General features: G+C 54.8%; 24 protein-coding genes and 1 tRNA gene. 5 read left to right on the forward strand and 20 right to left on the reverse strand.

Going from position 1 to position 23485, the window contains the following annotated elements; genetic code table 11:
- Positions 1-64: 64 nt before the first annotated feature.
- Positions 65-2260, forward strand: coding sequence for a methyl-accepting chemotaxis protein (locus Q1A43_RS10145; RefSeq protein WP_299934724.1), 2196 nt, complete (start codon positions 65-67; stop codon positions 2258-2260).
- Here Q1A43_RS10145 and Q1A43_RS10150 read toward each other — a convergent pair.
- Complete coding sequence (locus tag Q1A43_RS10150; RefSeq protein ID WP_299934727.1) at positions 2225-2905, reverse strand: ATP-binding protein; 681 nt, start codon at positions 2903-2905, stop codon at positions 2225-2227. The genes Q1A43_RS10145 and Q1A43_RS10150 overlap by 36 nt on opposite strands.
- Before the next feature lie 342 nt (positions 2906-3247).
- Entirely contained in the window at positions 3248-4231 is a 984-nt protein-coding gene (locus Q1A43_RS10155) for a murein L,D-transpeptidase catalytic domain-containing protein (protein WP_366944257.1), read from the reverse strand.
- A 498-nt stretch (positions 4232-4729) separates the two neighbouring features.
- Between Q1A43_RS10155 and Q1A43_RS10160 the strand changes: the two genes are divergently transcribed.
- On the forward strand, positions 4730-5200 hold the full coding sequence (locus Q1A43_RS10160) for a GNAT family N-acetyltransferase (RefSeq protein ID WP_299927723.1): 471 nt from the start codon (positions 4730-4732) through the stop codon (positions 5198-5200).
- On the opposite strand, the gene Q1A43_RS10165 is transcribed toward Q1A43_RS10160, so the two are convergent.
- From Q1A43_RS10165 to Q1A43_RS10175, 3 genes are read right to left on the reverse strand one after another with little or no spacing between them, the layout of a single operon-like run.
- Positions 5197-5979 carry a metal ABC transporter permease gene (locus Q1A43_RS10165; RefSeq protein ID WP_299927726.1) on the reverse strand — a complete coding sequence of 261 codons (783 nt, stop codon included), beginning with the start codon at positions 5977-5979 and terminating at the stop codon, positions 5197-5199. The genes Q1A43_RS10160 and Q1A43_RS10165 overlap by 4 nt on opposite strands.
- Positions 5979-6743, reverse strand: a complete 765-nt coding sequence (locus tag Q1A43_RS10170) for a metal ABC transporter ATP-binding protein (RefSeq protein WP_299927729.1) — start codon at positions 6741-6743, stop codon at positions 5979-5981. Before Q1A43_RS10170 ends, Q1A43_RS10165 begins: the two co-directional genes overlap by 1 nt.
- Positions 6740-7219 carry a Fur family transcriptional regulator gene (locus Q1A43_RS10175; RefSeq protein ID WP_299927732.1) on the reverse strand — a complete coding sequence of 160 codons (480 nt, stop codon included), beginning with the start codon at positions 7217-7219 and terminating at the stop codon, positions 6740-6742. The genes Q1A43_RS10170 and Q1A43_RS10175 overlap by 4 nt, the downstream gene beginning before the upstream one ends.
- Positions 7220-7316: 97 nt before the next feature.
- Here Q1A43_RS10175 and Q1A43_RS10180 point away from each other — a divergent pair, with 97 nt between their 5' ends.
- Positions 7317-8360 (forward strand): zinc ABC transporter substrate-binding protein, encoded by a 1044-nt coding sequence (locus Q1A43_RS10180; protein WP_299934729.1) that lies wholly within the window; start codon positions 7317-7319, stop codon positions 8358-8360.
- 38 nt (positions 8361-8398) lie between these two features.
- On the opposite strand, the gene Q1A43_RS10185 is transcribed toward Q1A43_RS10180, so the two are convergent.
- The 14 genes from Q1A43_RS10185 to Q1A43_RS10250 form a co-directional block, all read right to left on the reverse strand.
- The gene (locus tag Q1A43_RS10185; RefSeq protein ID WP_299934731.1) at positions 8399-9178 is read right to left on the reverse strand and encodes a 5-oxoprolinase subunit PxpA; all 780 of its coding nucleotides are present in this window, start codon (positions 9176-9178) and stop codon (positions 8399-8401) included.
- Positions 9178-10182, reverse strand: a complete 1005-nt coding sequence (locus Q1A43_RS10190; protein ID WP_299934733.1) for an urea amidolyase — start codon at positions 10180-10182, stop codon at positions 9178-9180. The genes Q1A43_RS10185 and Q1A43_RS10190 overlap by 1 nt, the downstream gene beginning before the upstream one ends.
- On the reverse strand, positions 10179-10922 hold the full coding sequence (locus Q1A43_RS10195; RefSeq protein WP_299934735.1) for a carboxyltransferase domain-containing protein: 744 nt from the start codon (positions 10920-10922) through the stop codon (positions 10179-10181). Before Q1A43_RS10195 ends, Q1A43_RS10190 begins: the two co-directional genes overlap by 4 nt.
- Positions 10923-11020: 98 nt before the next feature.
- Positions 11021-11203 (reverse strand): DNA gyrase inhibitor YacG, encoded by a 183-nt coding sequence (yacG, locus tag Q1A43_RS10200; RefSeq protein ID WP_299927746.1) that lies wholly within the window; start codon positions 11201-11203, stop codon positions 11021-11023.
- Positions 11204-11211: 8 nt separating this feature from the next.
- Entirely contained in the window at positions 11212-12255 is a 1044-nt protein-coding gene (locus Q1A43_RS10205; protein WP_299927749.1) for a ribonuclease E/G, read from the reverse strand.
- Positions 12252-12842, reverse strand: coding sequence for a nucleoside triphosphate pyrophosphatase (locus Q1A43_RS10210; RefSeq protein WP_299934738.1), 591 nt, complete (start codon positions 12840-12842; stop codon positions 12252-12254). Before Q1A43_RS10210 ends, Q1A43_RS10205 begins: the two co-directional genes overlap by 4 nt.
- Before the next feature lie 160 nt (positions 12843-13002).
- Positions 13003-13221, reverse strand: a complete 219-nt coding sequence (gene infA, locus Q1A43_RS10215; RefSeq protein ID WP_005620785.1) for a translation initiation factor IF-1 — start codon at positions 13219-13221, stop codon at positions 13003-13005.
- 169 nt (positions 13222-13390) lie between these two features.
- Positions 13391-13834: a low molecular weight phosphatase family protein gene (locus Q1A43_RS10220; RefSeq protein ID WP_299934741.1), complete on the reverse strand. Its 444-nt coding sequence runs from the start codon at positions 13832-13834 to the stop codon at positions 13391-13393.
- A 4-nt stretch (positions 13835-13838) separates the two neighbouring features.
- Complete coding sequence (locus tag Q1A43_RS10225; RefSeq protein WP_299927763.1) at positions 13839-14318, reverse strand: UPF0262 family protein; 480 nt, start codon at positions 14316-14318, stop codon at positions 13839-13841.
- Positions 14319-14434: 116 nt separating this feature from the next.
- The gene (hisD, locus tag Q1A43_RS10230) at positions 14435-15736 is read right to left on the reverse strand and encodes a histidinol dehydrogenase (RefSeq protein WP_299934743.1); all 1302 of its coding nucleotides are present in this window, start codon (positions 15734-15736) and stop codon (positions 14435-14437) included.
- Positions 15737-15786: 50 nt separating this feature from the next.
- Positions 15787-16281: a GNAT family N-acetyltransferase gene (locus tag Q1A43_RS10235; RefSeq protein ID WP_299934745.1), complete on the reverse strand. Its 495-nt coding sequence runs from the start codon at positions 16279-16281 to the stop codon at positions 15787-15789.
- Positions 16278-16757: a DUF2948 family protein gene (locus Q1A43_RS10240; protein WP_299927771.1), complete on the reverse strand. Its 480-nt coding sequence runs from the start codon at positions 16755-16757 to the stop codon at positions 16278-16280. Before Q1A43_RS10240 ends, Q1A43_RS10235 begins: the two co-directional genes overlap by 4 nt.
- The gene (gene murA / locus Q1A43_RS10245) at positions 16754-18025 is read right to left on the reverse strand and encodes a UDP-N-acetylglucosamine 1-carboxyvinyltransferase (RefSeq protein ID WP_299934748.1); all 1272 of its coding nucleotides are present in this window, start codon (positions 18023-18025) and stop codon (positions 16754-16756) included. Before murA ends, Q1A43_RS10240 begins: the two co-directional genes overlap by 4 nt.
- A 5-nt stretch (positions 18026-18030) precedes the next feature.
- A complete protein-coding gene (locus tag Q1A43_RS10250) occupies positions 18031-18204 on the reverse strand; it encodes a hypothetical protein (RefSeq protein ID WP_299927777.1) in 174 nt (57 codons plus the stop codon).
- Positions 18205-18355: 151 nt separating this feature from the next.
- On the opposite strand from Q1A43_RS10250, the gene Q1A43_RS10255 reads away from it, so the two are divergent.
- Both Q1A43_RS10255 and cls read left to right on the forward strand, forming a co-directional pair.
- Positions 18356-18430: transfer RNA gene (locus Q1A43_RS10255), tRNA-Thr, on the forward strand.
- 516 nt (positions 18431-18946) lie between these two features.
- Positions 18947-20356 (forward strand): cardiolipin synthase, encoded by a 1410-nt coding sequence (gene cls / locus Q1A43_RS10260; protein WP_299934751.1) that lies wholly within the window; start codon positions 18947-18949, stop codon positions 20354-20356.
- 37 nt (positions 20357-20393) lie between these two features.
- On the opposite strand, the gene Q1A43_RS10265 is transcribed toward cls, so the two are convergent.
- Positions 20394-23477, reverse strand: a complete 3084-nt coding sequence (locus Q1A43_RS10265) for a PAS domain-containing protein (RefSeq protein ID WP_299934754.1) — start codon at positions 23475-23477, stop codon at positions 20394-20396.
- Positions 23478-23485 lie beyond the last annotated feature (8 nt).

Consider the following 23485-nt stretch of genomic DNA (forward strand, 5'->3'; position numbering starts at 1 on the left):
GGTATTCCACCAGGGAAGTTGCAGGATTTATGGTCGAAAAAATTGATCCGTAAAGGGACATAACATGACACTTACAAACCGCATCCTGTTGGGCGTGACCCTTTTGACGCTTGCTCTATCAGCCGGTTTTGCCATCAGTGGAAAAGTTGTTTTGGACCGGGTCGAAAACGCATTGCTGTCCCTCACCAGCGAAAACGCAAGCGCGGCGGTTGAGGCCGTCCTGAGCCGAAGTGAGAAAACCCTACAGACGCATAGCAAGGCGATCTCGCGAGATCGAGGCGCGATAGCCGCTATTGTCGACGGCGACCGTACGAGTTTGGACGAGCTGATTGCCTCTACGTTCAATCGCATCTCCGGCTCCGGCGAAATTAGCCATTTGATCATATTTGATGAGCAAGGCTCTATGTTCACGTCCTTTGGTCCGGCGTCTGGGGCCGAAGATTTAGAAACGAACCCGGCGATTGTTGCCAGTGTTCTCGAAACGAAAAAGCGTCAATTCGATATCGTGCGGATTGATGCCAATCGATATGCTGCGACCTATGCCTTTCCATTGTTTAAAGGGCGTCAAACAATCGGGGTTGGCGTTCTTGCCCTTGACGTTGAAACCTCTTTGCCAGAGATCGCACAGGCCATTAAAGGCCAAGTTGCGCTGTCCAAAACGACCAATCGATCCGAATGGGAAATCCGCGGATTTAGCTCTGCAACCCCTGCCCAGTCCACCGAAATTGATGACGGAGAAGCCACGTCGGAAACGGCCCCTACTCCCGAAGTTTTGCTCGACACATCGGTTCATCTGTTTGCCAACAATCCGTCTGATGTTGGTGTTTCAACGATTGGCCCCAAGACCTTTGTAATCTCGCGCTACACCCTTGGAAAAACAGCTGATGAGGCCGATCTAACGCTCTACCTCATTTCTGATTTTACCTCTCAGCAAGCTCTGAAAGTGAAGACCATACAGTTTGCCACTGGCATTCTTTTGGCTATGGCGCTGCTGTTTCTGGGGATGATGTTGCTTTGGGTACGCGGCCAAATGAGGTCTCTAAAAGAAAACACCAATGCGCTCTTGTCTATTGCCAAAGGCGACGATCCCGAGCCCCGTGAAAACACAAGCACAGCAAAAGAAATTGCGGAATTGGATGCCGCGATGGCGCTGTTTATGGAGCAGCGTGAATTAGAAAAAGAAACCACCAAGGAGATAGCAGTTGTGGTTTCGGCCTGCGCACAGGGTGATTTCACCCAACGTATCAAAACGGATGACAAGCATGGCTTATTTGGCGAACTTTGTGACCGCGTGAACCAAATTGGTGAGGCCGCGAATGAAGGTCTCGATGCTGTTCAAGCGGGATTGGCTTGTTTTGAACGACAAGAGCTCGTTGCAAGTATGCCGGAACACCTTCAGGGCGTTTTCGGCGAAATTGCCTTGTCCATGAATGCGACAGCCCGAAGCCTTTCTAAAACAATGCGCGATATTTCTTCGTCGTCTTTTGAGGTGGACGGGTCCGCAAGCGAGATATCTGAAGCCGCCAAGAATCTCGCTATTGGAACGGAACAAAATGCTGCCAAATTAGAAGAGACGGCAACAGCGATTGGCAAAATGTTGCAAGCGGTCAAATCTGCAGCGGTATCTGGACAGGAAGTGCATTCTGCAGCTGGCGACATCTCTCGAAAGGCTCTGGAGGGTCGTGAACTAATGGGGCGGGCCGTGTCGGCCATGCAGGAGATCGAAACCTCCTCGGATGCGATTGTACGCATTATTGAAGTGATTGAGGACATTGGCTTTCAAACCAGCTTGTTGGCGTTGAATGCAAGTGTGGAAGCCGCACGCGCAGGGGAAGCCGGAAAAGGGTTTTCGGTGGTTGCATCTGAGGTTCGCGCTTTGGCTCAACGAACAGCAGAATCCGCCCGCGAAGTTACGGATTTGGTGAAAACCTCGGGCGAAACCGTCCAACGCGGATCGGATTTGGTGAAAAAATCAGGAAACGCCTTTGGTGAAATTGTAGAAGGTGTTGAAAGTACCGTTGATAAGATAAGTGAGATCGTCAGTTCGTCTCAGAGCACCGCCAGCGGTGTCACCGAGATTAGCCACGCGGCAACTCAACTCGAAAACTCGACCCAGCATAATGCAGCGATTGCAGAGCAAACAAGCGCAACAGCCGTAAGTCTAAATGATCAATCGCGTGCATTGGCAGAAGCGGTAGGTGCATTTACCCTTGAGGATGATGAGTTACCGCAGGACACTAAGATCGCAATGTCTCGGTGATGAGGCTGGGGCCATACCCAGAAGATGAGGCCCACGCTCGTAGCGCCGTGAGGTCAGTTCAAACAGAAGCTCAGCGCCAGTTTTGCGGAGCGGCACAAAGCCGAGTTCAACGACGAGTAGCAGACTGACTTTGGCGAGGGCAGCGGGCATACCCTTTGGGCAAGCGGCCAGTTCTAGCCAAAGGGAGATATGGGTTTTGCCGGTGCCGGATAGACCAAGGGTAAAGACGTTGTTGCGGCTATCATTCCAATCGCGCCGCGCTAGGGTCAGTATCATCCTCTTGTTCAGTCGCGGGATCGCTTTGACGTTAAAACCGTTGAAGCTTTTGACAGCAGGGAGTTTGGCCAGCTTGATCCTGCGTTCGATCATCCGACGTTCATGATCGATCTGTTCAAGCTCAGTGAGCCGGGCCATCAGGCCTATGTTGGACGATGCCGTTCGTATTTGGGAAGGCATGGATAGAGGGCCCAATCTTGCACCGGAGCAGCCTGATCGAACAAGACCAGATAGTACTGGGTCGAAGGTGTTGCCGTCTTGGTCGTAGGGGCAGAAATGTTCTGCGATCACCACCGTCGCACAGCCAATGTCACCCCGATCCACAAAGCCTTTGATCCGGACCTCGCGCCGTCCAAAAGCAGCGGGCATTCAACAATCCTTGCCCCCACCGTGCGCCACAGATGCTAACGTGACGTGCCCGCTGCGCTGATCACAGGCCACAAATAGTGCGGTGTGCAAGCCTGGCATCGCTGTCAGATCGGCCTGTAATTGGTTGCCAAATCTGATCTTTTGACCGTGAGCTAGCGTTTGAGACATTGCTCGTAAAGATACACGTTGAACGTACCCCAACTGGCAAAGCGCTGCATCCACTGCCAACGACTGCGGTGCGTGTCCGTCGTCAGTTTTTTGAGACCAATGGCGGCCTAATCGACGAAACAATACGTCTCAACGCGTTGATATGACTGCGCCGCATGTTTGTCCCCTAAAGCGTCAGCGACAGACTGGCAACTCCCTTTGCGGCTGCTTGGGCAAAGATCGCCGCCACCGATTGATAACCGGTTGCAAGGTTCTCTTAGGCCAAAACTTAGGGGCTCCGATTTGCTTTAGGCATTGGGCATTCCAATAAAGCCCTGCCTGAGCGACGGGTCTCTTATTGTTGACTGCCCGTTCAACCGCTTTGATGTCACGGCCTTCAGGATAAATGTATAGCGATGTTGGATTGCCCTCAACCAGCGCAATGATCTCGCTTGAAACCTCTTCGGACCAGGTTGTGCAACCATTGCTGCGGCCACTGGTGTAATCCACAAGGCGACCAACAGGGACATATCCATTGTCATCTGCGTGCGAACTGTCGGGCTGTTGCATCCGGCATTGCCACTTTAGGAACGTCGCCTGATGTCCGCCAATTGCACGCTCCCGCGCATTTCTGGTTTCACCTTCGCCATCAAACAAAAGGAAGGTGCGGTAGAATGGAACGCGTTTGCCGGATCGTGTGTAATACCCTTTGAACGACGTACGTTTTTCTGCCGTCATGTAAGAACCACCCGCGCTGAGCTTCGATCCTTCGGCATTGCTGAAATGTCGAGCACAGTGTCGGCCATTGGCAAAGTTCGCCTGAGGAAGCTTGCGACCGTTTCCATACCCGGATGACACGGCGCGAAAGGTCTTGTTGTTTTCACAAATGATGTAAAACCGCTGTCCGGGCGCTCCGCTGGGCCCTGTGCTTGGGCGCGTTGCATCCATCGCGAAATAGCATGGGTTCCGCGTCGCCCCCGTCTGTCTTTTTTTCCTGTACAAGGCGCGCGCACGTTGAAGGACAACAGGCGCGATCTGCCCCTCTGCCGTTCCAACATGTTTCTGTAGCCACGGTGGGACTTCATCAGATTGCTGCTCTGCAAAAGCCGAATTCATCATCAAAGTGCTAGCCACAGCAAAAACTGTTCCTAACGTACCGCACCGAAACCATAGAAGCATTGCAAAACCTCCGGTAGAATAAACCCGATGGTTTAGTATATCAGATCTTTCCCAAAACAGTAACTTAATGATCAAAATGCCGAGCTATACCTCGACAGTCAGACGCAAACGCAACCGGCGTTTTCCTTCTTTTCGCCATTCAACAAGCGGATATTCGGAGAGGTCAAACGAATAGATCATTATCCAAAGCTCTAGACAAAGGCCCACGTGCCGTTGTGCAAAGTTCGAGCGCGGGATGTCATGGCGGCACCAAATAGGGACAGACACTCCCGCCTATGGACAAATCAGTCATGGTTTTCCGTAAGTGGTCCAACAACTATGGCCGCATCTCTGTAAGTGAAGATCGATTTATCTTCTGGCGATGCGTATCCCCAAATTGGTCCATCGTTTGATTTCAGGTTGCCCAGCCGCTACAAATTTAGACGAAACTTTGCGGTTTTAGGTTCAAGTTCCCCTTCAAGACTTGGTTGATAAAAAGAACGGCCCTAGTGTCTTGCTATGATTGATCAGAGTTTTTCGATAGCCAAAGTTGTATCCCAAGACGCCCAAGTCGATGCCCTACTGGCACGACATTTTGCCGATATGCGGGCCGGATCCCCCGAGGAAAGCTGCCACGTTGTGACCGCAGATACTTTGCGAGACACCGGTGCGCATTTGTTTGCGTTGCACGATAAAGATGGTGCCGTGTGCGCAGTCGGAGCGTTTCAGAATATAGACGGCGGGGTTGAGCTAAAAAGCATGCACACCGCCCGTGAGGCGCGTGGAAACGGGTATGGTCGCAAGGTTCTGACCCATCTTTTAAGCCAAGCCAAAGCGCAAGGGGCCAAACAGGCTTGGCTTGAAACCGGCACCGCCGAAAGCTTTGCCCCGGCACGCGCGCTTTACAAAAGCGTTGGCTTCGAAACCTGCCCGCCTTTTGGCAACTATCGTACTGATCCGCTTAGCACATTTATGACATTGGTGTTTTAGCGCCGCCCCAAAAGGTGGCTCAGTGCAAACAAAACCGTGGCCGCACAGACAATGCTTGGACCCGCTGGTGTGTCAAATTCCCAAGCGGACCAGAGACCCAACAAGGATGCGCAAACCCCCAACCCCGCCGCGCCAACCAGCATTTGTTCGGGCGTGCGGGCAAAGGGGCGTGCGCTGGCCGCTGGAATAATCAACATGGCCCCAATCAACAGCGCCCCCACAATCTTTATCGCCACGGCAACCACCAAGGCCAAAGCAATCATCATCACGTATTTTTCGCGGCCCGGGTCGATCCCCGAGGCATAGGCCAAATCAGGTGACAAGGTTGACAAGAGCAACCCGGTCCACCGCCATAGGATCAAACCCCAGACAAGGACTGCCCCCAGCCAGATCAACGCCAGATCGGTGTGACCCACGGCCAAAATATCGCCAAACAAGTAAGATTGCAGATCGAGGCGCGGCCCTTTGACCAATGTCACCGCCACCAACCCAAAGGCCAGTGCCGCGTGGCTGGCCACCCCCAAGATCATGTCCGCGCCAAACCCGCGGCCCGTCAATCGCGCCACCGCAAAGGCCATGCCCAGCGAGACAAGCAAGGTGCCCGCGAAAATTGGGGTGGAAAAGGCCAAGGCCAAGGCGACCCCCAAAACCGCAGCATGCGCAGTTGCGTCACCGAAATATGCCATCCGCCGCCAAACGACGAAAACGCCCAAAGGAGCCGCTGCCAAAGCAACTCCAACGGCACCCAGAATGGCACGGGTCAGAAAGTGGTCAAACATCAGTTCGCGTCCTGCGCCGGTGTGTCGTGGTCATGGTCACATGGCCCGTCGTGATGGTGATGATGGCTGTGCTGGTGACGATAGAGCGCAAGCGTGCCCCCCGTGCCGCTGCCAAACAGTGCCCGGTATTCTTCGGCTTGGGCCACAACTTCGGGGTGTCCTTCGCAACAGATATGGCCGTTCACGCATAACACTCGGTCCGAGGCGCTCATGACCACATGCAAATCATGGCTCACCATCAAAACCGCACACCCAAGTTGATCGCGCAACTCTTCTATCTTGCGGTAAAAATCCGCCTGCCCCGGCTGGTCTAATCCAGTTGTCGGTTCATCCAACAAAAGGATCTCGGGGCGGTTCAACAAAGCCCGTGCCAACATGGCGCGCTGGAACTGCCCGCCCGACAGATCGGTCAACTGACGGGTCGCAAGGTCCTCTGCCCCGGCCTCGGCCAATGCCTCGGCGCGATCTTGCGCCGTGGCTTGATGTGGCAAATCCAAGAACCGTTCGACGGTCATGGGCATCGACGGATCGACACTCAAGCTCTGGGGCACGTAACCCAATCGTAATTTGGCCTTGCGCGTTACCTTGCCCGCGCTTGCGGGAACGGCACCGATTAGCGCCTTCATCAAGCTGGATTTACCTGAGCCGTTGGGGCCAACAATGGTAACGATCTCTTTGGCTTCAATGGAAAAGTCAACGTCGCGCAACACCGTCGTCGCGCCCCGTTTCACCGAAAGCCCCTCGGCCCGGATCAGCGCGCTCATGCGGCGCTGTCCTGACATGAAGGGCATAGCCCAACCGCTTCAATCGAAACCTTCTCGACCACGAACCCAAGCTCTGAGGCCGATTTTGACACGACATTGGCAACTGGTTTTCCCGGTGTCTCTGCAACGGTGGAACAATCGCGACAAATCAAGAAACACGGGGCATGTTGTTCACCCGGATGCGCGCAGGCCACAAAGGCGTTCAGCCGTTCAATCTTGTGCGCGAACCCATTGCTGACCAGAAAATCCAAAGCGCGGTAGGCAACAGGCGGCTGCGATCCTTTGCCCTCGGACCTGAGCTGATCAAGCACCTCATAGGCCCCCATGGCGCTATGCTTTTGCAACAGGATTTCTAGAACGCGCCGCCGAATTGGGGTGAGTTGCGCCCCGCTTTGGCGACACGCCTCTTCGGCCACTTCCAGAGATGAGGCGATACAATGAGCATGATCATGTGTCTCGAATCCCTTAACTGTCATTTTGGCCTCATCAATCTGCATTTTGGGGGTTGATATGTTATATTCTAACAATCTACAAGGCGCACCTGTTATATCATAACACGAAAATGAGACCTTTATGATTCTTCGCACCACCAGCCTAGCGCTTCTTCTGTCGACTTCCGCTGCACTGGCCGAGGTGCCAAAAGTCGTGACTGATATTCCCCCTATTCAAAGTCTGGTTGCTATGGTCATGGACCAAATTGGCACTCCGGACCTGTTGATTGAACCCGGGGCCTCTGCCCATGATCTTGCTTTGAAGCCGAGCCAGGCACAGATGCTCAGCGACGCTGATATTGTCATTTGGGTCGGGCCAGAACTCAATCCGGCCGTCGAAGGTCATGTCGAAAGCTTGGCGTCCAAGGCCGTTCATCTAGAGTTGATGAATGCCGAGGGTGCGCATCTTTTACCTTACCGTGACGAGGCGTTTTTCGGTGACCATCATGATGCCGAGGATCATGAAGATCATGGCGACGAAGATCACGACGAGGACCACAAAGATCACGATGACGATCATGAAAAACATGACGAGCACGACGAAGATCATGAGGAGCATTCGGATGACCACCACGCCCACGGCGACGGTGAGTTTGACCCGCATCTCTGGCTATCGCCCGAAAACGCCGTTCTTTGGGTTAATGTGATCGCGCAAGAGCTTGGCAAGATTGATCAAGACAATCAGGACAAATATTTCTACAACGCATCCCTAGCAGCAGAGAAAATCAAAGCAGCCCAAGAGCAGGCTCAGGCCATTCTTGAGCCGATCCATGACGTTCCTTTGGCGGCCTACCACGATGCCTATCAGTATTTCGAAGACGCTTTTGGCTTGAACGTCATTGGTGCGATTTCCGACAGTGATGCCGTGCAACCGGGGGCCAAGCGTATTGAAACCCTGCGTAGCGAATTCGAACAGCTTCAGCCCAAATGCTTTTTGATGGAACCGGGGGCCAATGCCCGTTTGATCATGAGCGTCGGCTGGGCCGGTCTTTTGGACAGTGACAGTGGCAAAGAGCCTATTGCGCGATTGGATCCGCTTGGCGGGCATTTGGAACAAGGCGCAGCGCTTTATACCAGCCTGATCGAGGACACGGCGCAACGCATTGCAGACTGCGTAGCCGACTAAAAAAACGCACTGGGCGGGGGCAACCCCGCCCTGTCGCATTATGTGCTGCGCTGACCGACAAAGGGTTTGAGCGTGACACCCGCTGCTTCCAGCTCTCGTTTGACACTACGGGCAATCTGTAAGGCCGTGGCCCCGTCACCATGCAGGCAGATCGTATCAACCGCCGCCGGGATTGGGTCACCGGTTTCGGGCAAGATCGCCCCAGCTTTTACCATGTTCACTATGCGGCCTGCGGCGTGGTCGGCATCATGGATCACCGCGCCCGGCAGGCTACGATCCACCAGAGTTGCATCGGCGTTATAAGCGCGATCGGCAAAGATTTCGCCGGCCCACAAGCAGCCAAGCCTTTCCACCGCGCGTTGCTGAGCAGTCGCGGCCAACACCATGATGATGATATCCGGTGCCACCTCTAAAGCCGCCTCATAACAGGCAAGCGCCATAGCCTCATCTGCGGAACACATGTTGGCCAAGGCACCATGCAGCTTGAGGTGACGCACCTTTGCCCCTTGCGCCTGTGCCACCGCCAGCGACGCGCCTAGCTGATACTGAACCAAATTGCGTAAAGATGTTGGTGATAGAACCATGTTGCGCCGACCAAACCCTTGCAGGTCTGGGAAACCGGGATGGCAACCGATTCCAACCCCGTTTTTATGCGCCGTCGCAATCGTTTGGGCCATCACATCGGGATCACCGGCGTGAAAGCCACAGGCGATATTGGCCGAGGTCACCACCTCAAGCAGGGCCTCATCCTGCCCCATGATCCACGGGCCAAAGCTTTCTCCCATATCGGCATTCAAATCGACGGTAAGCTGGGTCATTACATCTCCTCTCCGGCGGTCACGCCGCTGATTAGACTATAGGACAATAGGTCGGGCATATCCGACGGGTCACGCACCAAAGGGTAGGTTTTGCGAGGAAGATCGGACAGCGAACGGCGATACTCGGCCTCTGCCGCCATCGCGTCGTCGCGGGTGACAAACCGAAATTGCAAGCGCGCTCCGGCGGGGGTTTGGGCGACCCGCGGCAGATCGGCGGGAATTACCGTTCCGATACGCGGATATCCTCCGGTGGTTTGGCATTCTGATAGCAAAACATAAGGGGCACCGTCGCCGGGGATTTGAATGTCGCCCGGTGTGATCACCTCGGACAAGATCGTGCCGCCTGCGGTCAGGCCGAAACCTTCTCCATCAGGCAGCATTCGTACCCCCATTCGGTTGGCGCGGGTGTCACGTGTCAATGGGCTGGCTTCAAATCGCTGCCGCTGGTCGGGGCTAAACATCTCGGTTTGCAAACTGGGCAAAACGCGCGCAGTCCCGCCATCCCATCGTGGCAAAGGGTCTAATGCTTGCCCGACGTCCCCGCCTTTGTCAGGGCCAAGTGGCAGGCGATCACCACTTTGAAGCACCCTGCCAAGGCCAGCGGTCAAATGCGTCCCCTGCCCGCCAAGGATTTGCGGAGTCGCAAGGCCACCACCAAATGCCAGATAGCCATAAACCCCTTGGGTCACCGCCCCGATGTCCAAAATCGCCCCTGCTGGCAAAAGGTGCGAGGCATTCCACACGGCCGACACACCATCAATACGCACGCGCATGGGCGCACCGCAAAGGGCGATGCGCGTCGCTTGCGTCACTTCAAACCGCCCGCCAAAACCCGGCAGCTCAAGCACAGCCCCAATAGGTTGCGCCAGCAAAGCCGCCGCTTCGAACAAGGCAATCCGGTCCGCCGCCCCGCCGCGTGACAGCCCCAAGGCCAAGTATCCACCTCGCCCGTCATCTTGAACCGTTACTCCGGGGCCTGCGCTATGAACCATCAGCTCGGTCATGTCAAAACCTCGGAGACGATGCCGCCCGTTGGATCCGATTTCAGGGCTTCAAAAGCCCCGCGCTCAATCGCAGGAAACAAGACTTCATCGCCTGGGCGCAACAAGAAGGGCGTTTCAGAGCTAGGTTGGAACAATTGCGCAGCTGTTTGGCCGATATGACGCCACCCTGTTGGTGTCGACACCGAGAACAAGACCAGCTGCCGAATTGCCACGACCAAGGCCCCAACCGGCACCTGAGGAGTCAACGCCGTTTGACGGGGAATATCCCATTCGGGGGGCAAAGTTCCCAAATAGGGTTGGCCGGGGGCAAACCCGATTGTGGTAACGCGAACTTGTGTCCCAGACAGGATTTGGATGGCCTGCCCCCTGCTTTGGCCAGCGGCCTGAGCGGCCTCGTCAAGCTGAGGAGCTAAATCAGTTCCGTAAACCGTTGGAATCCGGTGTAAACGACGCCCGTCAGGCAAAGGTGCGTCATACCAATCTTGTTCGTCTAAGAGGCTATGAATCAGCCCGCTCAAGGCCGATAAATCCACATGCATCGGGTCAAATCGTAGATAGGTCGAGACTAGCGATGTCGCGCTTTCTTCAACGCCATCCCAGCCTGCCCGCTCCAAAGCGGCCCGAAAGGCAAGCGCCGCCCGGTTTGCCGGTTCTGACAGAGTGTCCGCAAACCGCACCAGAATACCGTCCAAACCAACGGGATCAATGCGCGGAAATTGAGGGCGGGTGTTGGGTTGCATGGTCGCGAATTCCTTTGAAAGGCCAAGCAACCACGAGACATCAAAACTGTCCAGAGGGGTTGCGAAAATGCCTTGGGAAAACGCGATTGGGTGGGGCGTTAATGCGGTTTGCGCTGAGCCTCAATGCTCGCCAAAGCGGCCTTTTCCATATCTTCGGGATCGTTTGACGGGGTCGAATATGCCCCGCCAAGCCATTTGGCCAGATCGACATCCGCGCAACGCTTGGAGCAAAACGGACGGTATTTCGCATCCGTGTCTTTGGAACAAATCGGGCAACTCATAGCCTTGCCTACCCCTTGTTTTTGCGCAACGTTTTCAGGGCAACCCGATCGCGTTTACGCTGAATTTCCATCAAACCTAGCTGTGTCCAGCCGGCCAAAATCGTCTCGGTCGACTCCCGCTTCAGGGCTGCGCGCAGCGAACCTTCGAGCTGCTTGCGTTCCTTTTTCGGACATGGAGCCGGATCAACGATGATCTGCCCCCCCAACCCACGCAACCGCAATTGGCGTGGCAAGTCCTTAAGTGCGGCCAAATTGGCCTTGAGACCCGCAGAAAACGACGTATCGCCGCCGGTGTTGATATCAACCGCAACCAACGCTGACGTCGGTTCGATGATCATCGAATAGCCGCCCGGCAGGGGCACATGGGCCTGAAGGGCCGCATCGATCATATCCAAGACGTCATGATGTTCAAAACTGTGTTCTTCAGAGGCAACATGGGCCGGATCGGTCCATTCCCGCCACGCCTGCGCATGCGGGCCATCGCCTTCGGATAGAATTTCGGCCTCAGACCCGGCATCCGACAGAACGGCGGTGGCCAGTTGGCACATCGCGATAACGTCTTCGGTGATGTCTTCGGGGGTGGCATCGGCACAGCAGGACCGCAGGATCAAACCGGCATCCTCGGGCAAGGGTACCTCGGCCATGCCCTCATGCGCCGCTTCTTTGACCATTTCCCGCGCATCGTCATCCTTGATACGGCGCGAGACATTGATACCGGGCGCACCGGGCGTGACAATCGCATAGCGCGATTTGAACAAAATGCGCTGGGTCACGGGAATGGCTTTGCCCAATTCCGCGTAGCCCGTCACCTGAACCAAAAGCGGCTGACCTGGTTTTAACCCTTTGACTTGACGCAGAAATGCGTTTCCATCTGGCGTGCGCAGGAACATACCGCCCTGCCCTTTGACCGGCCGGTCGGCGATGCCGCGATAAATGGTTCCGGGACGCGGCAGATCGGTATCGATCAGCAGATCCTCAAGTTGACCATCCACAATCAACGCCGCGGCTTCGCGGCCCTGCCAATGGTCAAGTGCAATGGTTGTACCCTTCATGACTCTGCCTTGTAGAGAGGATAGCCAGCGGACAGAAGCAAATTCGCCGTTTCCGCCAGCGGCAATCCAACGACCGCGGTGAAAGAGCCGTTGATCCACGGTATAAAGGCCCCGGCAGGTCCCTGAATAGCATAGCCGCCCGCCTTGCCCTGCCAATCGTTAGTCGCAAGGTAGGCGTTCAATTCTTCGTTCGAGAGGTTTTTCATCTTCACCTGGGTCACCACATCGCGCTCCCATATCTGATCGCCCTTGCGCACGGCCACGGCGGTAATGACGCGGTGACGGCGGCCCGACAGTTTGGTCAAGAATTCCGCTGCTTCTCCGGCGTCACGCGGTTTACCCAAAATGCGACGCCCCAAAGCCACAGTGGTATCCGCAGAGAGTACGATTTCGGACGGATCAGACGGGATCGCCTGTGCCTTTTCACGCGCCAATCGCACGCAATAGGGGCCCGGCGCTTCGCTTTTGTGTGGGTCCTCATTGATGTCAGGCGGACGAATGTCATCGGCCACGACCCCCAGTTGAGCCAAAAGCTCGCGGCGGCGCGGGCTACCTGAACCGAGAATGAGGCGAGGCGTGTCTGTCATCGAAATTTCCGCAAAGTGTGTTGGGGTCAGAAGGGTCCGGCTGGCCGACTAAAAGTTTTGGAAAACTTTTGCAAAATTCTTGCAAGAATTTTGGAAGCGCCCAGTTTCGAGGACACAGTAAAACGCCGGGCAACTGGCCCGGCGGTTTGCATATCTACGCTTACTTGAAGCGGTAGTTGATGCGCCCTTTTGTTAGGTCATAAGGCGTCATTTCAACTTGTACCCGGTCGCCGGCCAGAACCCGGATGCGGTTTTTGCGCATCTTGCCTGCCGTATGTGCGATAATCTCATGGCCGTTCTCAAGCTCGACCCGGAATGTCGCATTCGGCAGGAGTTCCTTCACGACACCAGGAAATTCGAGCGTATCTTCCTTGGCCATGTTTTCTCCTACAATTGCCACCCCACCAGACGCAGGGCACGAGCGATATGAGCCTTTTGGCTCGGTTTTTCAACCCACCATATAGCAGCTACAGGGTTAATGCGGGCTGAAAATGGCCTACGAAACCGCTTTTGCTACGATTTGGGCATAACACAAACCGAATCGGGTGCTAAGCGCCCCATTTTTCCTTGAGCTTATCCATCAGCTGGTCGCGGGTTTGCCGGTAGGCATTGAGCTTTTGCTCTCGAGTCTCGCCAATGCCTGTCGGATCCATGATCGGCCAATATTCTACGGTCAGGTGATAGTAGCGCGTCAGTTCCAATGCCCGACGTTGGGAGGCAGGTGACAAGGTGACGATCACGTCAAACCCTGACAAGGCTTCACCATTTTCTTCCATCTCTTCAAAGGATCGGGACCGATGGCGCGACAGTTCGACCCCGATCTCGGAACAAACCGCAATGGCGAACCCATCAATTTCAAGGTCATTCACAACCCCAACCGATTGCACATAGGTTTCCGAGCCAAAAAGTTGCTTCATCACCCCTTCGGCCATCGGAGAGCGCACTGCGTTGTGGTCGCAGCAAAACAAAACGGATTGAGGCAACGCCGCCACCCGGTCAGCCCCCAAAATGCAGCACGCAGACCAGCGTGAACAAACGGCGGGCCGTTGCATCATCAATTTCGGCTTTGCCGTCTAGACGTTCCTGCAAAATCCGCGCCCCTTCGTTGTGAATGCCACGGCGGGCCATATCGATGGTCTCGATTTGGCTCGGCGGAAGGGTTTTCACAGCGTCAAAGTAGCTTTTGCAGATTTGAAAGTAGTCTTTAACCACCTGCCGAAACGGCGAGAGAGACAAATGAAACTCGGCCGCTTTTTCTTTGGATTCGGTGGTGACGTCGAAAACAAGCCGTTTTTCGCGGATCGACAGACCAACGTTGTATGGGCCGTCAGGCACCACGCGATCATCGCGGATGGGCAGGGAAAACGAATTTTCCTCCATCAAATCAAACATCGCCACACGGCGTTCCTGTTCGATTTCCGGCGTAGGCGGCGGCAAGTTGGCGTCATCAAGTTCGATATGCGCGATACGGGTCATAGCAATAGTCACTTATCCTGTTACCCAAAGGTGTAACGCGGGAGTAACAAAGGAGCAATGAACAGGCCCCATTTTGAACCGCGACTTTCCGCCATGCCCAATAATGCGGAGACAGCCTAATCGTTCAGCTTTTTCAACCGGGCAGTTACTGACAATCCGTGCGCTTCAAGGCTTTCGGATGTGGCGAGCACTTCGGCGGCAGGGCCGATGGCACGTAGCGCTTCCGGAGTCATGCGCGCCAATGTGGTACGTTTGACAAAATCCATCACCGAAAGGCCCGAGCTAAACCGCGCAGAACGCGCCGTGGGCAGCACATGGTTGGGGCCACCAACATAGTCGCCAATCGCTTCGGGCGTCCATTGACCAAGGAAAATCGCACCGGCATGTGGGCATTTTTCGGCCAACGCGTCTGGATCAGCCACACAAAGTTCCAAGTGCTCCGGGGCGATGCGGTTCGACAACGCGGCGGCTTCGTCCAGATCGCGCACGGTAATCACAGCGCCGTAATCCCGCCAGCTCGTCCCGGCAATCGCCCGGCGCTCAAGCGTTTCGAGACGTTTTTCGACGGCGTCGGCCACCGCGCGCCCAAAGCTCGCGTCGGTGGTGATCAAAAGCGACTGTGCGCTTTCGTCGTGTTCCGCTTGGCTCATCAGGTCAAGGGCGATCCAATCCGGGTCGTTGTCACCATCGGCGATCACCAAAATCTCTGATGGTCCGGCAATCATATCAATACCGACTTTTCCAAAAACCCGGCGTTTGGCGGCGGCCACAAAGGCATTGCCCGGGCCAGTGATCTTATCAACCGGTGCGATGGTTTCGGTGCCATAAGCCAGAGCGGCAATCGCCTGCGCCCCGCCAATCCGATAGACCTCATCAACACCCGAAATCTTGGCGGCCAGCATCACCAGCGGGTTCACAATACCATCCGGCGTTGGCACCGCGATGGCGAGACGCTCAACCCCTGCGACCTTGGCGGGAATCGCGTTCATCAACACCGATGACGGGTAAGACGCCAAGCCGCCCGGAACATATAGCCCGGCCGCAGACACCGCCGTCCAACGCCAGCCAAGCTCGGCCCCGATCTCATCTGTCCAGCGCTCATCGCTTGGCATTTGCCGAACGTGATAGGCCCGGATACGGTCAGCCGCCGTTTCCAGCGCGACGCGCTCGGCCTCGGGAACCTGTGCGCAATAGGCGTCAATTTCCTCGGCTGAAAACCGCATCCCAGCCGCGTCAAGTTCAAGGCGATCAAACTTGGCCGTCAGCTCAAGAACCGCTGCGTCGCCGCGGGCGCGTACATCGGCAATAATTTCGGCAACCACCGCATCCACGTCGGGGCTGTCTTCGCGCTTAGCATTCAGCAATGCGGTGAACGCGGTCTCGAAATCGGCTTGGGCGCTGTCAAGAAAGACGGGCATGGGGCATCTCCGGTGTTACGCCGGTTGCATAGCCGTTGCATCGCCCGGCCTCAAGTCGCGTCGAGCATCTTGATCATCAGCAAATCGTCGCGCGCCGCACCATTGACGATCACAGATCGCGGGCGTTTGCCAAATTCAACAAAACCAGCCGCCCGATACAACTCAATCGCACGGGAGTTTGTCGCATCAACGCATAGCTCTAGCTGTAACAACCCGCGATCTCGGGCGGTTTGCTCAACCGCCTGTAACAACCGCTTGGCATAACCCAGCCCTTGCGCCGATGGATGAACGTATAGCGGACCAATGTCCGCCATGTGGCGCATCCGCTCTGGCCCACCCTGATGCATAGCGATCAGGGCCACCAAAACATCCTCGGAAAAGCCACCCCAGAATTGCCCCGCCGCCAGTTTTGCGATCAAGGTTGCATCGGACAGGCCCAAAGCCTCAACTTCGGTTAACAAGAAAGCCTCGGGCACACGGCGCAATCCATCGAGCCAAAGGGCCCGATAGGCGTCCAAGTCATCCGGCCCAAGAGGACGGATCATTCGGGATGGTTTGGAATTTGGCCTGACGGGGCTTTGTAAGGGCGGGTCACATCTTTGAGCGTCACTTCGAGCGCTTCGACCGATGCGCGCACAGCCCCATCGCCGGCCAATGTCAACAACACATGCCCTGCCCCGTCTTCACCGGGTTCAAAGCTCATTGATAAAACCGAAAGGATCATGTCCTTGTCCGATTTATCAACCCCTTGCGTTGCAACCGACAATGCATTTTCGATTGTCAAAAGCGATTGCACCCGTTCGACCGGGCGGCCACGTTTGGCAGCCGCCTCAAGGTCTTCGTGACGCACACGGTTCAAAAGCAGGCACAGCCTATGATGGCGCTTTTGATACGCGACTTCGGTCACTGGCAGAACGGAATCCTGCACCAGCGCCGAAATAACCTGGAGGTTGTCGCTATCCAAAGCACCCAAATTTAGCGGGTGGTCGCCGCCATCTTCAAACCGAGCATCTTCACTCATTCGCCTTTGACCCTTTCGATCTTGGCGCCAACCGCCGACAATTTACGCACAACATGCTCGTATCCGCGATCTAGGTGATAGACGCGCGACACCTTGGTTTCACCTTCGGCCGCCAGACCCGCAAGGATAAGCGATACCGAAGCCCGCAAATCGGTTGCCATGACGGGTGCACCGCGCAGTTTTTCCACACCTTTGACTGTCGCTGTTCCGCCGTGGACCTCAATATCGGCCCCCATTCGGGTCAATTCAGGGGCATGCATAAACCGGTTTTCAAAGATCTTCTCTTCGAGAACCGAGGTCCCTTCGGCAGTACACAAAAGCGCCATCATCTGCGCCTGCAAATCGGTTGGGAAACCGGGGAAAGGTTCGGTTGTGATGTCGACGGCTTTGATCCGGTCCGCGCCGCGTGTCACGGTCAGGCCCTTTTCGGACTCGGTCACCGAAACACCGGCCTTTTCGAGCTTATCACAGAAGGCCGCAAGCAGGTCGCGACGACCGCCAAGACAGGTGACTTCGCCACCGCAAAACGCCGGTGCAAGCATGTATGTGCCAAGTTCAATACGGTCTGTGACAACACGGTGGGTCGCGCCGCCTAGACGATCAACGCCCTGAATGGTGATTGTGCTGCTGCCATCGCCTTCGATCTGGGCACCCATTTTGCGCAGGCAATCGGCCAGATCAACAATTTCAGGTTCGCGAGCAGCGTTATTCAGAACAGTTGTTCCCTTGGCCAAAACCGCCGCCAAAAGCGCGTTTTCAGTGGCCCCGACCGAGGCAAACGCAAAATCGACAACGCCACCGCGTAGCCCGCCTTTGGGGGCCTTGGCATGGACATAACCGTCACGCAGATCAAGCTCCGCACCCATGGCTTCAAATGCCTTGAGGTGGAGATCAACCGGACGCGCGCCAATCGCGCAACCGCCGGGAAGCGACACTTCGGCATAGCCGTAGCGCGCCAAAAGCGGACCAAGCACTAGGATCGAGGCGCGCATTTTACGCACGATGTCGTATTCGGCGCGCTGGCTGGTCAAATCATGGCTGCTCATGGCAAGAACCTGACCGTCTTGCATGCTGGTGACCTCGGCCCCAAGCGATTGCAGCAACGTCGTCATGGTCCGGATATCAGACAAGCGCGGCGCATTGGTCAGCGTCAACGGCTCTTCGCTCAGCAAGGTTGCAGGCATCAGCGTCAGACACGCGTTCTTTGCGCCCGCAATCGGAATGTCACCTTTCAATGGGCCATTGCCCGTCACAATAATTGAATCCATGCCTGTCAGTCCTTGTCCTGTACCGCCTCTGGCCCCGCTTTGTCCGCTGTTTGCTCTGCCGCATTGCGCGCGCGGGCCTGCGCCTTACGGCGCCCCATATTGGCCTTAAGCGCCGCTTTCAAGCGGTCTTCGCGTTCAGCATCCTTGTGCTTTTTCGGGGTCGGTTTGTTATCGTTCATGCCATTTGCTTTAACGCAGCAAGCCCTATGGGTCCAGTGGGGCGCAAACACCCCCGCGACCATAGGCCAAAAGAAATCCATCCAAGATGACATTTTTTCAAATTCCGCCCTTGCGCGCCGCGAAAACCGCGTTTAGAAGCCCGCTCACGTTGCTGCTGTAGCTCAGAGGTAGAGCACTCCCTTGGTAAGGGAGAGGTCGAGAGTTCAATTCTCTCCAGCAGCACCATTATTATTCCTGTTCCCCTTGCAGTTAAACGCGAATGAGCCATTCGGAGTTCCGAAAACCTCATTTCGTCTACAAAAATGGGCCCTGAACCGGCCATAGACGCATAGCTTGGCGCATGCCCGGATCTGGGTTGCTAATAAAATTCAGATGGTTACCGCAAAACCTCAATGAAAACTTGATGCCAAGCCCTTGCCCCCGAAAACCTTCCGCTGACAAAGCAGGCTTTGCCGCCCCTTTTGATCCAATCCAGCATCCCCATCAAGCCGCCAATGAACGGCATTGATCTGCCGTAAAAGCAGCTCATTTTTAGTCGCCCATGGCTAAAAACTGCGCACAATCAGATCCTTACACCAAAACAAGCTCTTTCTGGGAGAAGGCGACCTTTGACCTCGGAACCTCAGATGGCGGACATTTGAGACCGACGAGAATGGTGGAAAACATTGACTTTAATGCCAAACAGGTGATCAGACTAAGCCGCCGTTTGGTGACGAAATAGCCCCAAAGAAAGCCACTTTTATGTCTATGTCTCTTTTCCCCGCGATACTGGTGATCCTTGAAATTATCGCCCTGTGGTTTTCATGGAAAGCTATCTCATCGTCCCGCACCCCCCAGGGGGCAATCGGCTGGGTTATCTTTCTCGTGACAATGCCTCTGCTTGGCATCCCACTTTACCTGCTGTTCGGTCATCATAAGTTTTCTGGCTATGTCATTGCACGACGGGACAGTGAAGAAGCCGTTGAAGGTCTGAAAAAGTTTAGAGATGAAAACGCCCCGGAGACTGCCCCCGAATTTCCTGTACAAATCATGGAGAAAATTTCGGAAATGCCTGCTGTGCGCGGCAATAATATGGAAATTCTCATCGACGGCGATCAGACCTTTCAGGCGATTTTTGAAGCAATCGACGCAGCTCAGTCCTACGTGTTGGTTCAATTTTACATTGTTCACAACGACACCTTAGGCAAACAGCTCAAGGAACGAATGATCGCTGCTGCAAAACGCGGTGTTGAGGTCAAGTTTATGTTCGATGCGGTTGGTAGCGTCGCCCTGCCCCGCCACTATTTCCAGGACCTGCGCGCCGCTGGTGTTCAAACGGTAGATCCGCGAGACATGAGAGGGCCCAAAAACCGCTTTCAAATCAATTTCCGAAACCATCGGAAAACTGTGATCGTCGATGGGACGGTTGGGTTCACGGGTGGATTGAATGTTGGCGATGAATATATGGGTAAAAGCCCGAAATTCGGCGCATGGCGAGACACTCATGTTCGTTTGAAAGGGCCAATCGTTTCTCAGTTGCAGCTCATTTTCGCCGAAGATTGGCATTGGGCAACGGAGCAAGTTCTGTTGACAAATCTGAACTGGGTGAGCGCCCATGATGACCGGGATATGACAGGCATGATCGTCTCAACCGGGCCCGGTGACAATTTGGAAACCGGTGCCTTGTTTTTCTTCTCAGCGATCAGCGCGGCAAAATCACGAATTTGGATCGCCACCCCATATTTTGTTCCCGACACAGACGTGCTGACCGCCCTGAAACATGCGGTTTTACGCGGTGTCGACGTGCGAATTCTGGTTCCGGATGTGATCGACCACTATACTCCGTGGTTAGCGGCTTTTGCGTATTTCGATGAAATCCAAGATGTCGGTGCCCAGATTTGGCGCTACAAAGACGGGTTCATGCACCAAAAGGTAGTTCTCGTTGATGACAGCTTTGCTGCAATTGGGACATCAAACCTCGACAACCGTTCATTCAGGCTCAACTTTGAAGCCATGGCTGTGATGTACGATCCAAGAGCCGCCGCTGAGACGGAGGCCTTTTTGCTTGCAGACTTTGAGCGGTCCGAGCAGTTGACGAAAAAGCTTAAAGATCAACGGTTGGCTATCCGAGTTGGTGCGCCAATTTCTCGGATTTTCTCACCGCTGTTGTAGCGCATTGGCGAACAGCTGAGCTCTAACAAGACTTGGGTCAACACGCCTCTATCGCCTCGGCCAAATCTGATACTTTGAATGGCTTGATTAAAAGAGTCGTACCAACCGCAATTTTCCCGCTTTTGCCGAGTGCCTCAGCCGGGTGCCCAGACATAAAGATCACTTTGATATCAGGGCGGATCAGCATAACCTCTTGAACGAATTGGGGGCCGTTTTTGCCACCTGGCAGCACCACATCAGACAAAATGAGCGACGTCTCGGGGTTTTGCGACAAGACCAGATGACCAGCGGCGGCATCTTCCGCAGAAACCGGTTTATAGCCAAGATTTCTCAACATTTGTACCGCCAAATCCCGCAAGGCGGGGTCATCTTCGATCACCAAAACGGTTTCGCCTTGTCCCTTTGGAGTTTCTTTGATCTCTTTAGTGTCGGGTTTGCTCTCACGTTCCATCGCGCGAGGTAGATACAAATTTACCGTTGTTCCGACCCCAAGTTCGCTGGTGATAGAGACTTGCCCACCAGACTGCTGCGCAAACCCAAGAACCATTGACAAGCCAAGCCCGCTGCCTTCTCCGACACCTTTTGTGGTAAAAAAGGGCTCACACGCGTGCTCAATCGTTTCTTGGGACATGCCGGTTCCAGTGTCTTCCACGGAGAAAACGACATAATCACCGGCGTCGATCACCAACGCCTTGTCAGAAGAAGTGCCATCGAAGGTGGTGTTGAAGCATGAAATTGACAACGTCCCGCCTGTGGGCATGGCGTCTCTGGCATTCAATGCCAAGTTCAAGAGTGCGTTATCGACCTGCCCCGGGTCGGCCAAAGCAGACCATATATCGGGCTCAACGTTAAGTTTTAAATCAATGGTTTCGCCGATTACGGGTTTGAGCAAGGACGGCAGCACAGTCATCAAACTGGACAAGTCTAGTTTGATTGGCCGCAGCGGTTGGCGACGAGAAAAAGCCAACAAGCGTTGAGTAAGCTCGGCTCCGCGTTCAGAAGCCCGGATAATAGAGGCGATATGTGGGGCGGTAGATTTGTCATCAACAATGTCTTCTAGCAGCTCGGCATTCCCAAGAATAACAGCCAAAAGGTTGTTAAAATCATGCGCCACACCACCGGTGAGCTGACCTATCGCTTCCATCTTTTGCGCTTGATGTAGACGGTCTTCCAAATCAATGCGGTCGGTTATGTCCGTGAGAATGCCCGATGTTCGAACCGCACGCCCCTCTAGGTTGGCCGTCGCATGCCCTCGCGCCAGGAACCACCGATACTCCCCCGACTTGGACCGCAGTCTGTATTCAGAGGAAAACGCGACCCCGGTGTCTTTGAGGTGGGATTTCACATCGCTAAGATAGGTTTCGAGATCATCCGGATGCACAATCGGCGCGAGGGAGGCCTGCATCAGTTTCTGAAAGTCTTCTTCGCTGTACCCCAATCCCTGCGCAAACCCCGGCGACATGTAAAAGTTCTGGGTTTCAAGGTCCCAGTCCCAGATCGTAATTGCTTCGACGGCCAAGGCCAAACGCGTCTGACTTTCTCGCAAAGCGAGGTCCTTTTGGCGCTGCTTCGTCACGTCTTGGCCCACCGTCACAAGACCGCCACTGTCGAGGCGTTGCTCATACAATTGCAAGATGACACCGTCGGTTCGTACAACTTCGAACCGCGCGGCTTGCTGAGTTTGACGGCGCGCTAAGCTATTGGCAAGATAGGCGTCTTCCTTACCGTCGATCCCTGCCACCAAACCCTGTTCAATGTTGGCGCGCAAAAAGTCCTCAAAGCTAATTCCCGGAACGGTCACTTCTGGCGTCTGCTTGTTTAGGTCCCGAAACATGCGATTCCCGAGGACAAGTTTGTCATCCCTATCCCAGAGGCTGAATAGCTCATCTAAACCTTCCACAGCACTGGCCAAAAAGGTGTTGGCTTGTTCAACTTGGGTTTGCGCCTGCACGGTTTCCGTCACATCCGTTGCGACACCCCGGTACCCCGTGAAAACACCTTGGTCATCAAAGGTTGGCACACCCGAGGTTCGAACCCATTTTTGGTCACCATGAACCTCAATGGCATAAACAAAATCTTTAAAAGGACGGCACTGCTTTAGATCCTCAAAATGCTCCTGCCATTTTTGATCATCCCCAACAGAATGCCGAAAATCGCCGCGTTTTCGGCCGATGAAATCCTTATGAGTTACTCCGAAAAACGTTTCGATCCCTTCCGAAAACCATGTGACACGAAGGTTTTGATCCATCTCCCAGAACCAATCCGAGCTTGCCGACGCAAATTCCTGAAACCGTTTCTGACTGTGGACCAATGAGATACGCCGTTCAATCAACTGATGCGTTAACACCCCAAGAACAATCGCGAGAGCGGTTCCAATCGCCAAGATGAGCTCATCAATGTGGGAATTGGTCTTGAGCGTGTAGCTCGGCAAAGGCGCGACTGACACAGTCCACTCGCGACCTCCGACTTTGATCACGTTGACATCAGCGGTGTCATCATCAGCGACGGCATCAGTTGTCGCGAAAAGTGTTTGCCCGTTGTCCTCGACACGAATGCTAAAATTGTCGATTGGATTTTCGGTGATTGCGCTCCTCATCAATGGGGCTGTGCGAAAAACAATGTTTAGGTAGCCGGTTCGCTGTCCTAGTGAAGCCAACGGCAAATAGGCAACAAACCCGGTGCCGCCTTGGGCCAAGGTGATCGGCTGAGTGAGTTGAAGAGAGTCCGTTTTGTCAGCCCGCGCAAGCGTTTCCGACGGAACAGGCAGTGTTTTTAGGTCCAAGCCCAAAACCGCGGCATTGCCTTCCTCGGGTGTAACAAGTCGAATAAATCCATCTGCATCGACCCAGTTCAACGCTTGCAAATCTCCGAAAAGCTGGTGGAAAAGGCCGGTTTCAGCCCGAAAAACATCGAGATTCAGCGCCCCCCGCCCGTTAAAATGGCTTCGAAGCAATTCTGCCGCATTCAGACGCGCCGCTAAATGTGTTTCCAACCTCGCGGCAAAGTTTGAGCTCACCACTCGTGTTTCTGAGGCCAGGCGGTCATCTTGGATACTTAAATGCACATTATAAAAGAAGACAGACGCAACCAAAGTCGCCAAAGCCACTCCAAAAGGGATCATGAATGTCG

This window comes from uncultured Pelagimonas sp. (genome assembly GCF_947498515.1).
Classification (GTDB): domain Bacteria; phylum Pseudomonadota; class Alphaproteobacteria; order Rhodobacterales; family Rhodobacteraceae; genus Pelagimonas.